11 protein-coding genes are annotated in these 16,333 nt (G+C 54.9%); 3 read left to right on the forward strand and 8 right to left on the reverse strand.

The window, feature by feature from the left end; all coding sequences use genetic code 11:
• Window positions 1-91: 91 nt before the first annotated feature.
• The 6 genes from guaB to QMQ05_RS11310 all read right to left on the reverse strand — a co-directional run bounded on the left by guaB (window position 92) and on the right by QMQ05_RS11310 (window position 9,249).
• Window positions 92-1,597: an IMP dehydrogenase gene (gene guaB / locus QMQ05_RS11285; RefSeq protein WP_345470110.1), complete on the reverse strand. Its 1,506-nt coding sequence runs from the start codon at window positions 1,595-1,597 to the stop codon at window positions 92-94.
• A gap of 121 nt (window positions 1,598-1,718) precedes the next feature.
• Window positions 1,719-3,812 (reverse strand): acyltransferase family protein, encoded by a 2,094-nt coding sequence (locus QMQ05_RS11290; protein ID WP_345470112.1) that lies wholly within the window; start codon window positions 3,810-3,812, stop codon window positions 1,719-1,721.
• Between the two features lie 331 nt (window positions 3,813-4,143).
• Window positions 4,144-4,434, reverse strand: coding sequence for a hypothetical protein (locus tag QMQ05_RS11295; RefSeq protein WP_141686249.1), 291 nt, complete (start codon window positions 4,432-4,434; stop codon window positions 4,144-4,146).
• A 1,230-nt stretch (window positions 4,435-5,664) separates the two neighbouring features.
• Entirely contained in the window at window positions 5,665-7,269 is a 1,605-nt protein-coding gene (gene groL / locus QMQ05_RS11300; RefSeq protein ID WP_345470115.1) for a chaperonin GroEL, read from the reverse strand.
• Window positions 7,270-7,302: 33 nt separating this feature from the next.
• Complete coding sequence (groES, locus tag QMQ05_RS11305; protein WP_022874060.1) at window positions 7,303-7,599, reverse strand: co-chaperone GroES; 297 nt, start codon at window positions 7,597-7,599, stop codon at window positions 7,303-7,305.
• 192 nt (window positions 7,600-7,791) lie between these two features.
• The gene (locus QMQ05_RS11310) at window positions 7,792-9,249 is read right to left on the reverse strand and encodes an amino acid permease (RefSeq protein ID WP_345470117.1); all 1,458 of its coding nucleotides are present in this window, start codon (window positions 9,247-9,249) and stop codon (window positions 7,792-7,794) included.
• Window positions 9,250-9,796: 547 nt separating this feature from the next.
• On the opposite strand from QMQ05_RS11310, the gene QMQ05_RS11315 reads away from it, so the two are divergent.
• Both QMQ05_RS11315 and QMQ05_RS11320 read left to right on the forward strand, forming a co-directional pair.
• Window positions 9,797-11,038, forward strand: coding sequence for a THUMP-like domain-containing protein (locus QMQ05_RS11315; protein ID WP_345470118.1), 1,242 nt, complete (start codon window positions 9,797-9,799; stop codon window positions 11,036-11,038).
• Window positions 11,039-11,192: 154 nt separating this feature from the next.
• A complete protein-coding gene (locus QMQ05_RS11320) occupies window positions 11,193-12,335 on the forward strand; it encodes a glutamate--cysteine ligase (RefSeq protein ID WP_345470119.1) in 1,143 nt (380 codons plus the stop codon).
• A 104-nt stretch (window positions 12,336-12,439) separates the two neighbouring features.
• Here the strand turns inward: QMQ05_RS11320 and QMQ05_RS11325 are convergent, their stop codons facing one another.
• On the reverse strand, window positions 12,440-12,913 hold the full coding sequence (locus QMQ05_RS11325) for a MarR family winged helix-turn-helix transcriptional regulator (protein ID WP_345470121.1): 474 nt from the start codon (window positions 12,911-12,913) through the stop codon (window positions 12,440-12,442).
• A complete protein-coding gene (locus tag QMQ05_RS11330) occupies window positions 12,910-15,183 on the reverse strand; it encodes an MDR family MFS transporter (protein WP_345470123.1) in 2,274 nt (757 codons plus the stop codon). The genes QMQ05_RS11325 and QMQ05_RS11330 overlap by 4 nt, the downstream gene beginning before the upstream one ends.
• A gap of 301 nt (window positions 15,184-15,484) precedes the next feature.
• Between QMQ05_RS11330 and QMQ05_RS11335 the strand changes: the two genes are divergently transcribed.
• Window positions 15,485-16,327, forward strand: a complete 843-nt coding sequence (locus tag QMQ05_RS11335) for a fumarylacetoacetate hydrolase family protein (protein WP_345470125.1) — start codon at window positions 15,485-15,487, stop codon at window positions 16,325-16,327.
• The last annotated feature ends 6 nt before the right edge of the window (window positions 16,328-16,333 follow it).

Raw genomic sequence — 16,333 nt, forward strand, 5'->3', positions numbered from 1 at the left:
GCCATGCTTGAAGGTTGCGCGCTTAAGACAAAAAGTCCTGTCCCGGAATAACGCTTGAGGATATTCCCGGACAGGACTTTTTCAGATGCGTTTAGCGCGAACGGTAGTTCGGTGCTTCGACGGTCATCATGATGTCGTGTGGGTGCGATTCCTTCAGACCAGCTGCGGTGATGCGAACAAACTTGCCGCGAGCCTTCAGTTCAGGAACGGTGCGACCGCCAACGTAGAACATGGTCTGACGCAGGCCACCAACCAGCTGGTGGGTAACTGCGGACAGTGGGCCACGGTAAGGAACCTGACCTTCGATGCCTTCTGGGATCAGCTTCTCGTTGGAAGGAGCATCCGCCTGGAAGTAACGGTCCTTGGAGTAGGAAGTGTTCTTGCCACGGGTTTCCATAGCGCCCAGCGAGCCCATGCCTCGGTAAGCCTTGAACTGCTTGCCACCCATGAACACCAGGTCGCCTGGGGACTCTGCGGTACCTGCCAGCAGGGAGCCGAGCATAACCGAGTCAGCGCCGGCAACCAATGCCTTACCGATATCGCCCGAGTGCTGCAGACCGCCATCGGCGATCACTGGCACGCCAGCTGGGATGGCAGCCTTAGCTGCTTCGTAGATCGCGGTCACCTGTGGAACGCCTACACCGGCGACGATGCGGGTGGTGCAGATGGAGCCTGGGCCCACGCCAACCTTGATCGCGTCAGCACCGGCATCAATAATGGCCTTGGCACCCTCATAGGTTGCTGCCTGTCCACCGATTACATCTACGTGGGCAGCAGCAGGATCCTTCTTCAGGCGAGCGATCATGTCCAATACGCCCTGGGAGTGACCGTTAGCGGTATCAACCACCAGTGCATCGACGCCAGCGTCGATCAGGGTCATGGCGCGCTCGTAGCCTTCGCCGAAGAAGCCAACGGCTGCCGCTACGCGCAGACGGCCTTCGTCGTCCTTGGTGGCCAATGGGTACTGCTCAGCCTTGTCGAAGTCTTTTACGGTGATCAGGCCGGTCAGCTTGCCCTCGTCATCAATCAGCGGGAGCTTCTCGATACGGTTCTTGGACAATAGTTCGATGACCTTATCCCGAGCGACGCCCTCCTGGGCGGTCACCAGCGGCATGCCGGTCATGACTTCGTAGACCTTGGTGGTCATGTACTGTTCGCGAGGAACAAAGCGGGTGTCGCGGTTGGTGATAATACCCAACAGCTTGCGGTTCTCATCAACCACGGGCAGACCGGAAACACGGTACTGAGCGCACAGCTCATCCCATTCAGCCAAGGTGGCTCCTGGGTTCACGGTGACAGGGTCGGTGATCATGCCCGACTCGCTGCGCTTAACCTGGTCAACCTGCTTGGCCTGGTCTTCAATCGAAAGGTTGCGGTGGATCACGCCGATGCCGCCCTGGCGTGCCAGTGCGATAGCCATAGGAGCCTCGGTGACAGTGTCCATCGCTGCCGAGCTGATTGGCACCTGAATGTTGATGCGCTTGGTGAAGCGGGTGGTGGTGTCAGCTTCCGAAGGGATCACATCCGTCGGGCCAGGCAACAGCAATACGTCGTCGTAGGTGAGTCCTTCAAATGCAAAGGGGTTGAACTCAGTCACGTAGGAACCTTTCGGGGCGAGAACGGAGGTTGATTAAATGGTAGAGCCCTTTTGGCCTTGCAGTTATTCCCTTGCGGGACACTGTGTCCAAGCTCATGCCACACCAGGTCTCCAGCGGGACTTATTTCCAGCCAGTGGCCTCTCTAAATGCATCGGCGAACTGACGCTTTGCACTGAGCACAAACGTCTTTGATAGATGTGTGTCATCTAGGTACACCGATACATTACCGATCACAGCTTTGCAGACCCCTTGTGGGCAGAGCAAGCCCGTCATGTCTAATGACACCACTTGGTTCCCGTAATCGTGGTCTGCCAGGAATTCTTGAACCGGGTTAACCTGTGCCAACAGCTCGTGCGCGGGAGCATCACACGCTTGAAGATTATTGGCGTTCGAGTCAACGCATTCGGGAATGGAATAGGTGAAGCGCGGGGTGTCACGCATTGCGATCACCTGGCTACCCTCATCTAGGAACGGCTGAATCGCCTGCGCATAGTTATCCACCATGACTTCCTGCTCCCCCGGGCTACGCAGGTATTCATCCGGATCCGCCACCGTTTTACTGGCGTTCGTCAGCACCATCTTGGGCGCTAGGTTGGTGACGTACTCTTCGGCTGCTTCTTGGAAATCAGCACATTCGGGCTTTTCGGCGTCAACGGTGTAGCCGTATCGGCAGCCCGGATGGTACACGAGGATCCAACTACCACCAGATTCTTCAATAGCTGCAGCGGCCGCTGAAGACCAATGCTGCATATGCGAATCGCCGAGCATGACCAAGTCCGGGGAACCATCAAAGTTCCCGCCCTGCTCACAGAACATGATCCGCTCGTCCTGCGGATCATTCGATCCGGCACAAGAGTTGCCGGGCATTTGCCATTCGTCTTCGAGCTCCGTGCCCAGCGGTAGGGTCAGCGCTGCAGGCGAAGGATCCCAATCATCACTGACGGTTGCTCCGGGGTTATCGGTGACAGTTTGTGAGGCTGCCAACGCACGTCGGTGCTCCACATTATTTTCCCAAGCGGTCACCGACAGGCTCGCGATTCCCAGGCCAATGGCGACCACTGCGATTTGGCTGATGGCTTTCAAACCGGCCTGTGGCATCCAACGGGGGAATCCAAAATTCTGTTGCCACGCAATGACAGGTTTCTCAATGAACTTGGTGGTGCACCACGAGGCGAAGATCGCTGCCGCAATGAGTAGAGATCCAGCAAGGAATGATGCATGTTCCTTTTTGGTGAGCTCAAGATAGAAGACCAACATTGGCCAGTGCCATAAGTACATACCGTAGGACAGGTCGCCGAGCTTCACCAATGGTTTCAGCGACAAGACTCCCGAGGGGTTAGCCCAAGCGCGGCGTGCCGGAGCAGAAATGATCAAGGCTGCAGCGACGGTAGGGATCAGTGCCATGTAGCCAGGGAACTGTCCTTGGACGTCCAAGACCGCGCCACTACCAATAATGGTGACCATTCCGGCCCAACCAGCGATGCGCCGGAACTTCTCTGGCAGGGTAGAAATCCACGGCAAAGCCAAGGCAAGTAACGAGCCAAGGGCAAATTCCCACAGTCGTGCGCCGGTATGGAAGTAGGCGACCTGCTGATCATCAGCGGTGATGTTGATGGAGAAAACTAGCGAGCAGGCAAAGATGACTGCAAAGAAGGCTGAGGCCACCCAAGCAAAACTAATGCGCTTGAAGAATAGCTTCCACACCAGGGCACTGACGGCGAGCACCACAGGCCAAAGAATGAAGATCTGACCTTGAACGGAGAGGGACCAGAAGTGTTGGAGGGGTGACGCCGATGAGGTGTTGAAGTCGTAGTAGTCGACCTGATGATTGGCCAGATACCAGTTCTGTTTGTAGAACAGTGAGGCCGTGGACTGATCGATTAGCTCAAGCCAACGGTTGCTGGGTAAGAGGACCCATGCGGCGATCACGACGCTAATAATGACTACTGCAGCTTGGGGTATGAGCCGGGAGAAGCGATGTAACCATCCGGTGATCAGTGGTGGACGTTCACCACGAGAAATACGCCGTGCGGTGGAAGAGGTGAGGAAGAATGCGGAGAGCATCAAGAAGATGTCCACTCCCCCGGAAACCTTGGAGAACCAGATGTGGTAGCACATCACCAACAGCACTGCGAGGGCTCGAAGTCCCTGCAGGTCGACCCGGAAGTTGGCACTGTCAGTGCTTTTTCGAGGCTGATTGAGGGTGGGAGTCACAGGTAAAGCTTCCGTCGGGAACTCGGGCGGGTCCTCCGCGTTACAGATCCTTGACACGTCAGACAACCAGCGATCTTATCAAGAGTGCCTGAGAAGCGTTCACAGACTAATAGTCAGCAATCCTCATGCTTCAATTAAATTCATGGACTGTATTGCACTGACTTGCGCATGAATATCTGTGTTTCGACGCGAACAAGATCAGTAATTTTCGACGCGCCACCAAAGCCAGTCTCTCAACCTGCGATTTAGCATGACTCTAACAATTCAAGATGGAACGGAGAGCCGGGCAAGACCGAAAATATCTTGCCCGGCTCTACCTAAACCCTGGTCTTTACCAGAACGACCCGTCTATCTCTACCTCGAATTCATCACCTACGGCATCCTTGAGTGCTTGCTGCAATTCTTCAGCCTCAATTCGATGTGTCGAGCCCATACCGTTGTGTTTCCATCCTGAAACCTCATCAAAGTTATCGATGAATCGCTGGTTCCAGCTACGAAGCCTGAGTTCAATGTCGTGCGGGATCATTGGCAGTGGATCACCAGTAAAGTACTGCGGATTATCCGGATCAATCACCGGAACAATATCGACCCACTGAGGCACGATAAATAATGTTCTTTTCATAGCGACTCTTCTAACGACAATTGGGCGCTCCCGTGGGGTAGGAGGTGATCAAGGTCTTGGTTGTCTGAGATACGACGACAGTAGGGCTAAAAGTTACCTTTTTTGTACGCGATGAGTTGGTCAACACAATTGGAGTGCTGTAGCAAAGCTTGCCTGCACCAGCGTGACGAATTAGCGAAGGGTTGTTCAGCGCGCTCTTCGTCGCATAGCTCATGAAGTCGTCCCAACGCCCCAGCCCACCGACCGACGCAATCCTCTTGGCCCACTCTGACGCATGCCGCTGTTTGATATGGACATAACCAGCAGCCGTATTCCCGCACTTGAGGTTTATTTTACCGCCACCAAATGAGCTAAAAATTCTGGCTGAGTACGAGGTGATGTTCCAATTCGAGTTGTGGGATATGTTGCAATTGATGCTATCCATGGGTCCAAGCAGAGCCGGTGTGGCCACCGACGAATCACCATTTATCGGATTTGTTGACGCCGAGGGGAACTCCCATACCCCTTTCGTCCCGATTTCGTCGACGTTAATCACCACAGGCTTTACAGCCGACGTGGCGCCGTTGGTGTATCTGCGGCTCCAGCTGGCGACAATGGAAGTACGGCCAATACACCCACCAGTAAAGCCGTTGCATAAGTTTTGATTCTCATATTTTCACCTACACAAACAATGCGCTGTACAATAACGCATGTTTAGCGTACCTGAAAAACATAATATGACCATCTCACAAGCCATATGGTTGTATAAAAATGACTAAGTTGTCGCGTCGATCACTTAACCTTCGAAGCATCGCCGTCATACACCTTCCCACTCAGAGGTGGCGCCAAAGATTTGAAAACGTAGACCGCCAATTCGCCGATAGATCTTGCCCTGTGGTCATCCGTTCTAAATAGGCCACAATCCACGTCGCCCGATTGCACCTAATTCACACTGGGTCGACCTAAGTACTTGAATAATGGATTTCGAAAACTTGCATAATGTCTTGCAAGGCTCAGCACCTTGGTGGTGATGCCGTTGCCGCCGGAAGACGGGACGATGCCTCTCATCCGGATTAGGAAGAAAAACTCTAGTTGTTGCTGACAAAACAGATGGATGACACTTGACCTAAAGGCAACTTCACAAACTTCCTAGGCAATATCGAAACACTCTGAGCGGTAGTTCACGAAGAAGCCGCCGCTGGCCCAAGATCACTCTTGGTCCGGCGGCGGCTTCAAAGCCTTTACAGCGGCTTAGTGGCTGTGTGCTTCTTCCGCTTCCTCGTCAGCCTTTTCGGCTACCAAGGTTTCGGTGGTCAGCACCAGGGCTGCGATCGACGCTGCGTTGCGCAGTGCCGAACGGGTGACCTTGACCGGGTCGATGACACCTGCGTGCAGCAGGTTCTCGTAAACACCGGACTTGGCGTTGAAGCCCTCATTAGCTGGGGACTCTGCCACCTTGGATGCAACTACCGCGCCGTCAAAGCCGGCGTTGGTAGCGATCCAGAACAGTGGCTGCACCAGTGCGCGGCGCACAATGGCCACACCTGCTGCAACGTCGCCTTCCAGACCTGCAACGCGTGCGTCAGAGTCCAGTGAGCTCAGCGCATCAACCAGGGCGGTACCGCCACCGGCAACGATGCCTTCTTCAAGTGCCGCACGGGTGGAGGACACAGCGTCCTCGATGCGGTGCTTGCGTTCCTTGAGCTCAACTTCGGTGGAGGCGCCCACCTTGATGACACCAATGCCACCAGCAAGCTTGGCCAGACGCTCGGAGAGCTTCTCGCGGTCCCACTCCGAATCGGTGCGGTTCAGCTCAGCCTTCAGCTGGGCTATGCGCTCTGCAACATCCTCATCGGTTCCAGCGCCATCAACGATGGTGGTGGAATCCTTGGTGATGGTGACGCGACGTGCCGAACCAAGTACCTCGGTGCCTACCTGATCCAGGGCAAGGCCTAGTTCTGGGGAGACTACCTGAGCACCGGTAAGGATAGCCAGGTCCTGCATCATAGCCTTGCGGCGGTCGCCGAAGCCTGGAGCCTTGACGGCAACCACGTTCAGCAGGCCACGCAGCTTGTTGACCACCAGGGTGGACAGGGCTTCGCCCTCTACATCCTCGGCAATGATCAGCAGTGGCTTCTTGGCTTCAAGAACCTTTTCCAACAGTGGCAGGAATTCTGCCACGGTGGAGATCTTGGAAGGGTTGATCAGGATCAGGGCGTCTTCCAGGACAACTTCCTGGCGCTCCTGATCGGTGATGAACTGTGGCGAGAGGTAGCCCTTGTCGAACTGCATACCCTCGGTCACTACCAGTTCGGTAGCGGTGGTCGAGGACTCTTCAATGGTGATGACACCGTCGGTGCCCACGGTCTTGAAGGCCTCGGCCAGCAGTTCACCAATTTCATCCGACTGAGCCGAGATTGCTGCAACGTTGGCGACCTTGTCGGCAACCTCCACTGCGTTCGCGGCCAGTGCCTCGGAAACAACCTCGGTGGCCAGTTCGATGCCCTTGCGAACATCGCCTGGGGCTGCGCCAGCGGCAACGTTCTTCAGGCCTTCCTTGACCAGAGCCTGAGCGAGCACGGTGGCGGTGGTGGTGCCGTCGCCTGCTACGTCATTGGTCTTGGTGGCTACTTCCTTGGCCAGCTGTGCGCCAAGGTTTTCGTATGGATCTTCCAGATCGATATCACGCGCAATGGTGACACCGTCGTTGGTGATGGTCGGGGCGCCCCAGGTCTTGGCAAGCACCACGTTACGGCCGCGTGGGCCGAGGGTGACCTTCACCGTGTTAGCGAGCTTATCGATGCCCGCTTCGAGTGCGCGTCGCGCTTCCTCGTTGAATGCTAGCTGCTTAGCCATGCATTTTCTCCTGAAAAGTTAGCGAGGTTGGCGTTACTTTACGACGACTGCCAGTACGTCGCGAGCCGAGAGTACTAGGTACTCTTCGTTGCCGACCTTGACCTCGGTTCCGCCGTACTTCGAGTACAGAACTACGTCGCCTTCAGCAACGTCTACAGGAACGCGGTTGCCCTTGTCGTCGATGCGGCCTGGGCCTACTGCAACAACGGTGCCTTCCTGTGGCTTTTCCTTAGCGGAGTCTGGGATAACCAGGCCCGAAGCGGTGGTGGTTACGGCTTCGACCTGCTTGATGACAATGCGGTCTTCGAGCGGCTTGATGGAGACAGACATGGTCTCTCCTTTTCGTGTATGAACCAATGGTGGTAGGGGTGCGCCCTATGGCATTGGACCAACCGTCGTCGCGGTGCCAGTTGGTGGTATCCAGTCAGGCGGTGGTTCTACAGCCCAAAGGCTACAGAACTTCCAACACTGACTTTAGGACGAGCTTTAGCACTCGGTCAAGGCGAGTGCTAATCAAAGCCCTTAGTTCGTCATACCGGTTCGCGCAGAGCGCACAGCAGCCGACTCTTCAATATCTTCTGGAGCGCTCAGATCCATCTCGGAATATTTGACCATCTTGGATTTGGTGATCATTCGGTGCACCAACCATAAGCCTAGGAACAGCGGCAACCCAATGTAGGCAGAGAGGACTTCTAGAGCATGCCCTGCGAGGACTGCCTGATAGTTCTGCCCAACAATAACAGCGATCAGCATTACGAACGCCACGATGGGACCCAATGGGAAGAACGGGGCTCGGTAGGGCAAGTCTTTAACGCTGTAGCCCTGGGCCAGGTAGCCACGACGGAAGCGATAGTGCGAGGCAGCGATACCCACCCAAACGATAAAGCCGCATAAGCCAGAAACATTAAGCAGCCAAGTGTAGGCGGCGCCCTGACCCACCAGGGCGGTAAGGAAACCGAAAAGCCCTACGGCAGCGGTGGCCAACAAAGCCATGACCGGAACACCACGGGAATTGGTCTTCCCGAAGATCTTGGGCGCCTTGCCATCATGGGCCATCGAGTAAAGCATGCGGGTTGAGGCGTAGAGCCCCGAGTTACCGGCAGAAAGAATTGCCGTGAGGATAACTGCATTCATGGCAGCCGCCGCAAAGGCGATACCAGCTCGTTCAAAGACCAGGGTGAATGGTGAGGAGGCCACATCGGCTTCGCCACTGGCCAGTAAGCTTGGGTCGGTGAACGGAATTAAGCAGCCAATGATGAAGATGGCACCGATATAGAAGAGCATGATGCGCCAGAAGACTCGGCGGATCGCTTTGGGAACTTCGCGGCGCGGGTCTTTAGCTTCTCCGGCAGCCACACCAACCAACTCGGTGCCCTGGAATGAGAAGCCGGCAATCATGAAAACAGAGATAATCGATAGCCAACCACCATGGAAGACATCCTTGCCTTCCTTCCAGTTGGCTAGTGGGTCACTTTGAGATCCTAAGACGCCGAAGATCATCAGCACCCCAGCAGCCAGGAAGGCAATCACGGTGACGACCTTGATGAGCGCCAACCAGAATTCACCTTCGCCAAAAGCCTTGGCGGAAAGTGCATTCAAAGCGGTCAACGCTGCAAGAAAGAGCCCTGCCCAGACCCAGCCGGGGACATCGGGTAGCCAGAAACTCATGACAATGCCCGCAGCCACCAGTTCCGCAGCGACGGTGATCGCCCAGTTGAACCAATAGTTCCAGCCAATGGCAAACCCGAAGGACGGAGAGACAAAGCGGGTGGCGAAAGTTTGGAAAGACCCAGCCACGGGAATTTTGGCCGTCATCTCCCCCAATGATTGCATCAATAGATAAACCATGAGTCCAACTGCGGCATAGGCCACCAAGGCACCGCCCGGGCCTGCCTGCGCGATGGTTCCACCCGAGGCCACAAACAACCCGGTTCCAATGGATCCGCCGATGGCAATCATCTGCAGGTGGCGGCTACTCATGCCACGTTTGAGCTGATTTCGGGTCGCTTCAGAGGCTTCGCTTGTTATCTGTTTTCCCGCGACGGATTGATCGCTCGACGTCATTGTCGTTCGCTGCATAGATTTCTTCACAGGTGCCATGGAACACGAAAGTCCACTCAAATGCGACCTGCGTCACTTCAGTTTTCCTTGACGGTTTCAACCTGCCTTTGGCAGGGCAAGTACGACGGCTACGCGAGCGAAAAAATCTAGCGGCAGACCCTAGAACAGGGGCACTTATCCCCGCTATAAGGTTTTGAAGAGTTTCGGAAAGGGTTACGCTTTCTAAACAAATGACATTCCATGAAATAGCATTGCTAACTCTAGTAGTGGCGTCGTTTCAGAGTTTTTCACCGCCCGGGCACCACCCCGCCTTCGATGAGACACTGCAAGTTCCAGCAATGCCAATATTCATAGCGATCAAAAGAATTTGAATATGACGCAATTCTGTCACATAGGTCACACCATTGGGCCTACTTCGAAACCTTGAGCGATCACTCGCGTATTCGATCAACGATAGGCTTGAATCATGGCTCAGGCTTCTAACGACTCAACGCTCAACGAACAATTCGCTGCCCTCTTATCCACTGAGGGCTGGCAATTGCTTTCCACCATTGACCCATCCATGGTTTCTTCCAAAGATGCAGCGTGGACGCTGAACGAAAAACTCCGCAAAGAAGGTCACGACCCTCAGGTAGTCCGTGCCGTCATTGCGCAATCAGAGCTTCGTTATAAGGCGCGAGTGAAGTTTGGACCTTTCGCCGACTCCCTAGTCTTCACTCCGGCAGGTCTAGAACAAGCCACCCGTTTAACTATTGCAGGGCTACATGCTCAGCGCTTCACTAAGGCCGGCGCGACACACGTGGCAGACCTCGGCTGCGGTATCGGCACAGACTCCATTGCGCTGGCCAGTGCCGGCCTGCAGGTCACCGCGGTAGAGAAGGATGAGACCACCGCGGCAGCCACCACCCTGAACCTCATGCCCTTTGAGAACGCGACTGTGGTTCATGGGGGTGCGGAAGAAACCGATCTCACCGGAGTAGATGGTGTCTGGCTTGATCCAGCACGACGCACCGATGTCTCAGGAAGCACGCGCCGGCTCTTTGATCCAGAGGCCTTCTCCCCTCCCCTGTCTTTTGTAGAGAAGCTAGTGGATTCAGGGCTCGATGTTGGCGTTAAGCTCGGCCCGGGTCTGCCCCATGAAGCTATTCCAGATAATGCGGAGTCCGTGTGGATTTCGGATCATGGATCAGTCATTGAAGCATGTCTATGGTTTGGCAAACTCAAGCGCCAGGATGTAGTTCGGGCCGCGCTGGTTATCGATAAGGATGGCGCACACGAACTCACTAGTCCACAGAGTGCAAAAGATGACCCCGCAGCGGCGGTGGGAGAACTCGAAGCGCATATCTATGAACCTGATGGAGCGGTCATCCGCTCACACCTGATTTCTACGCTCTTGGAATCCACTGGTGGACATTTATTAGATGAGCACATCGCGTACTTTACTCACGCTGAGCAAATCTCAACGCCCTTCGCCCGTGGGTACAAGGTCCTAGCGGTTCATGATTACAACGTGAAAAAGCTTCGTAGCTGGGTCAAGGCCAATGGCATCGGTACTCTCGACATCAAGAAACGTGGAGTCGATGCGACTCCAGAAGAACTCCGAAAAATCTTGCTGGCCGGTGTTCCAAAGAGTGCCAAGAATCGAGCCACTTTGATGTTGGCCCGTATTGGAGAAAAACGTGTGGCATTTGAGGTTTCCCCTCACTAATCTATGGTGATACACCTCCTATTAGTTCAGTATCCCCACCGCAGTTTTCTCATATATAGAATAGGGATGGAGAAACATCGTATTCGGTGCGTCTTCATCCGCTGTTTGTTCGGCTCCGGAGCCCTCCGTCCGAGACGTCATCACTAGGAGCCCAGTGCAAAAAATCGAGTTCGCCCAGTCGCCCCAGTCCACCATTGGCGTTGAATGGGAAATCGCTTTGGTCAATCGCGAAAGTGCGGACTTGTGCTCTGTTGCTGAAAAAGTACTTGATCAACTCAAGGATGACGCAGGCCTTGGCCACGAGGATGAGCATCCAACGGTAAAACCTGAACTACTTATGAATACCGTTGAAGTTGTCACTGGAGTGCACAATACCGTTGCCAGTGCTGCGGATGAACTGCGTAGCAATGTGCGCATGCTCAACGATGTCGCCGGTGATCATGGAGTAGACCTTTACTCAGCAGGGTCCCACCCATTTGCGGCGCCGACTCTGCAGCCGGTAACCGATAAAGACCGTTACGCAAAGCTGATTGACCGCACCCAGTGGTGGGGTCGCCAAATGGTGATCTACGGTGTGCATGTTCACGTTGGCTTGGATAGCCGCGACAAAGCGCTACCGATCACCGATGGACTGATCAACTACCAACCACACTTTCAGGCGCTAAGCGCTTCAAGCCCTTACTGGGGTGGCGAAGACACCGGTTATGCCTCGCAACGCTCGTTGATGTTCCAGCAGCTGCCAGCTGCTGGTATTCCCTTCCATTTTGGCTCCTGGTCCGAATACGAAGCACACGTGGCAGACATGATGCACACCGGGGTGATTGATGATGTCTCGGAAATTCGTTGGGATGTCCGCCCGGTTCCGCGCTTGGGCACCGTAGAGATGCGCATTTGTGATGGTCTCAGTTCCCTAGAGGACATCGCTGCGATTACCGCATTGACCCAGTGCCTGGTCCACGACATGTCAATGTCTATCGAAGCTGGTTACAAGATTCCAGTGATGCCGGCCTGGTTCCGTGTTGAAAACAAGTGGCGTGCTGCCCGTTATGGATTAGATGCCATTATCATCTTGAACGCTCAAGGCGACGAAATGCTGGTCACTGATCACTTGCGTGATGAGGTCAAACGACTTGCCCCTGTTGCAGAACAGTTAGGCTGCTCCGAGGAACTGCAGGGCATCATTCGTCTCATTGAATCCGGTGCCGAATACCAGCGCCAGCGTAAGGTCTTTGCTTCCTCAGGTGGAGACTTCCAAGCTGTAGTTCGCGATAACGTAGCGCGCATGAAGGCTGTCTAAACGGCAAAAAAGACACGTCAATCCAGACAGTAAAAAGTTGGTGGGCGGTAACTGATCAAAGGATCAGTTACCGCCCACCGACGTTTCTTCTGCCCTGTCAATGCTCAGTCTCGGAAGCGTTCCTCGACTTGCTCCGAAAAGCGTAAGAGCAGTGAAGCTAATTCAGAGACATCCTTTGGATCCCATTCCGCGAACAGGTCCCAATATTCTTCGCGGGCGTTCTTTTTAATCTCCCGAAACCGCTGCATGGCGATTTCAGTAGGACTCACCAAATAGACTCGCGCATCGTGCTCCGAGCGCTCTACCTGAATCAGCCCCCACTGCTTCAGGTCCTTGAGCTGACGAGAAACAACCGACTTATCCATATGGCAGCCAGCACCCAATTCAGAAACCGTCAGTTCCTGATCTGGATGGCGCACCGCACTAAGAATCACCGCACGTAATACCGAGAACCCAGCTCCGCGCAGTTCAGGATGGAACGACCTGGCGTTCGCCGCCATGCGCCCTTTGACCGCTGGAGCCAGCCGAGCAAAGGCAGCCTCGATGTCATCAAGCGCCGAACCATTGACGTTACTCACGACTCTTCGCTCCGGGATTGCTTTGTTGCACCACCCGTTGATTCCTCGTCGGCAGATGACTGCATTGGCGCGCCTTCGGTAACCTCCGACTCGCTGGAACTTAGCTGAGCCGCATGACGGCCCTGTGCACGGCTCGTCGCCGTACGTTCTGCACGTGCTTGGACCTGCAGTTCACGCTGCACACGTTCAGTCTCGTCGACTCGCTCCCCCAGAACGTTCAAACGGTTATCGTAGGTCTTCAAAGCATTGACGGTATTTGCAACCTGATCCTCAATCTGGGCGTGAGCAGCACGTGCTCGTTCCAGACTGGACTGTAATTCCTCCACCATGGCACCAACTCGTGCTGATTCATGGTGGGCATCCGCCTCGGCGGCTTCCATTCGTTGCTCCAGCGGAAGTTCTGGATCTAAGGCAGCGTTGGTCTGTGCTGCACGGTTGCGCATCACTTGCTCAACTAACCCACGCTCATCCAATCGTCGAGCCGCCCGGTTTTGGCGACGAGCTTCTTTCAGCTCTTCGTCCGTTGGCAAGGTAATGGCACCGGTAGCAACGAGTTCTTCGTATCCACGGCCACCGCGTTCTGCCGGCTCCAATGAGGAAAGCTCAGCGCCCAGTTCCTCTTCGATCTGCTCCGAAGCAGACTTCTTGGACAATGGCTTATTTGGCAAGAAGATGGCGCAGATCAAGGTGACGATAGCTAGTGGCACCACCAGCAAGAACAGGAAGGCGATGGATTGACCATAAGAGCTTTCCACGACGGCACGTACTGGTTCGCAGAGATCATTGATCGCTGGGACCTTACCGCTGGTCAAGGACTCCAGGCTGTCTGCACAGTCTGGATGATCAACCAAGAGCTGTGGGACACCAGCAGCCTTATTGATCTCTGCTACGACGTTGGACATTCCGTCCTTCATCTTGTCGGCTACCTGGGTTCCCAGCACCGAGCCCAGAACGGACACGCCAATGGTGCCGCCCAAGCTACGGAAGAAGGCAATAGCACCGGAACCGGCACCAATCATGCGCGGTGGCAGGGAGTTCTGGGTGACCAGCACCAGGTTCTGCATCAGCACACCCGAGCCCAAACCGAGTAGGAACATGCCAAGGTCTACGAACCACAGTGGGGTGTCATAGTCGATGAGCGACATCAGGTATAAACCAGCAGTCAGCACCACGGCGCCGCCAACGACGTACATCTTCCAACGTCCGGTACGAGAGATCAGCTGACCGACAACAATGGCACCAAACATGGAACCAAGGACCATCGGCAGTGTCTGCAGACCAGCGTGGGTAGGGGTGAAACCACGGGCAAGCTGCAGGTACTGACTCAGGAAGACTGCAGTACCGAACATGGTGACACCAACGGCCACCGAAGCAATGGATGCCAGTGCGAAGGTGCGCTGGGCGAAAAGACGAATCGGGATGATGGGTTCTTTGACGTGTAGTTCCCAGAACACGGTGGCGATAATCAATACGCCAGCCACCACAGCCATGGTGATGCTTTGCGAGGAGTCCCAAGCAAATCCACCGGAGTCCGGGGTTTTGCCACCGAGGCTGATCCAGATCAGCAGCAAGCTGATGCCTGCGATGATCAGGGCAGAACCGAGGAAGTCAATCTTCGTATTACCACGTACATGTTTGATATGCAGGGTCGACTGAATCAAGATCAATGCGCCTACGGCGAATGGGACACAGACGAAGAAGCACCATTCCCAGCCCCAGCTATCGGCAATAACGCCACCGAGCAATGGGCCGCCAATCTGCCCCACGGCCATGACCGCGCCCATGATGCCCATGTACTTGCCACGTTCACGAGGCGAGATGATGTCGGCGATGACTACCTGTACCAGTGCCATCAGACCACCGGTACCTACCGACTGAACCAGACGCCAGCCGATGAGCCATGACATGGCCCCTTCATGTGTGTCGCCACCGATCTGGCTGGAGAAACCAGCCGCAACGGTACCAACAACGAAGATGATCAAGCCGAGTTGTAGCATCAGCTTGCGGTTGAAGATGTCTGAGAGCTTGCCCCAGATCGGGGTGGAGACGGTCATGGAAAGGAAGGCCGCAACCAGTACCCAGGTGTATTGGGTGTTTGTGCCGTGGAGGTCGGCGACGATAATTGGCATCGGGGTCGCGATAACTGTCGATGACACCAGCACGGTGAACATCGCAGCCATCAGACCTGAAATGGAGAGCATGACCTGCGACGGCTTCATGGCCGTTTCAGGTTTTGCCTCGGGTTCTAAAGGCGGGGCAGAAGTTGACATTACTCAACCTTCTAAAAAAGGTTGAGAACTGTCAACTTCTTTTTTTAGAGCACGGTTCGCTTTTGTAATTGCATCGCACGGCTATACATTGGCGTGATTCCGGACTTCAAGCAAGGCTCTTAATGGCCTACTAATAGGTAACTTTTGGCAAAATGATAGCAAGATCACACAGGGATTTAGTGGCCCGGTAAATCTCGTCCCATCCTGTCATGAACGCCAGGTAACCACCGGCCTTCAATAGGTCCCGTCGCAATGTGACCTGAAGCATCTAATGGTCATTTGCAGGAGGTAGGATGTCCTCATGCCAAAGGCCTCATACCGTATTGCACGCGTTCACCCTAAAGATGCACCAACCTCCCACATTCCAGAACAGTTCTTCGTGAGAAATGATGCAGAAGACTTCAATTCCCCCGAGGGACGAGAATGGACAGTCATCGACTCACCATTCCCCACCTCGATAGCGAATCAGAACAGCGCACCACGCGAAGGCTGGGAAGTCGGCAGCGTGGTTTCCGAAAACCAATTCACCCTCCTTGCCCCTTGCGCCCCATTGAACATTTTTGGAATGGCCCATAACACCGGCGCACCAGGACGCGCACTTCCACCCCAGGCATTCCACAAGGCAACCAGCTCGGTGGTCGGTCCGTTTGACGCGATCAAGCTGGACAATCCAGAAGCACGAGTGGAACCGGAAGCCGAACTCACCATTGTTATCGGCACCCCGGCAAAAAACCTCACGCTAGAGACTGCGCGCGACGCGATCTTGGGCATGACCATCGGCAATGACGTCACGGATCGTGATGCGCAGAAGTCTGATGAGTTATGGATTAGCGCTAAGGGCGCAGACACCTTCTCTCCAATTGGTCCCTGGATCGTCGTGGGCTTAGATGACGAGGAGTTGGAAATCGGCATCGTCCACAATGGTCAAGACCTGCCAACCTCAACGACGAAAAACTTGGGGTGGGGTGTGGAAGAGATCCTTGTTTATCTCAGTGGATTCATGACCCTTCAGCCGGGAGATGTCATCATGACCGGTTTCCCTGCCAAGAGCCAAGCAATCAGCGCAGGCGATGAGGTGATCTGCAAGATCCAAGGAATCGGTGAGCTGAAAAACCCAGTGATTGCAGGAGCGACAGCTTCCTAAGCTTTG

The organism is Glutamicibacter sp. B1 (assembly GCF_039602135.1).
Classification (GTDB): domain Bacteria; phylum Actinomycetota; class Actinomycetes; order Actinomycetales; family Micrococcaceae; genus Glutamicibacter; species Glutamicibacter ectropisis.

Excerpts from the sequence above, each read along its gene's own strand:
- QMQ05_RS11295 (WP_141686249.1), bottom strand. The coding sequence starts at position 4,434 with ATGAAAAGAACATTATTTATCGTGCCTCAGTGGGTCGATATTGTTCCG.
- groL (WP_345470115.1), bottom strand. The coding sequence starts at position 7,269 with ATGGCTAAGCAGCTAGCATTCAACGAGGAAGCGCGACGCGCACTCGAA.
- groES (WP_022874060.1), bottom strand. The coding sequence starts at position 7,599 with ATGTCTGTCTCCATCAAGCCGCTCGAAGACCGCATTGTCATCAAGCAG.
- QMQ05_RS11310 (WP_345470117.1), bottom strand. The coding sequence starts at position 9,249 with ATGAGTAGCCGCCACCTGCAGATGATTGCCATCGGCGGATCCATTGGA.
- QMQ05_RS11315 (WP_345470118.1), top strand. The coding sequence starts at position 9,797 with ATGGCTCAGGCTTCTAACGACTCAACGCTCAACGAACAATTCGCTGCC.
- QMQ05_RS11330 (WP_345470123.1), bottom strand. The coding sequence starts at position 15,183 with ATGTCAACTTCTGCCCCGCCTTTAGAACCCGAGGCAAAACCTGAAACG.
- QMQ05_RS11335 (WP_345470125.1), top strand. The coding sequence starts at position 15,485 with ATGCCAAAGGCCTCATACCGTATTGCACGCGTTCACCCTAAAGATGCA.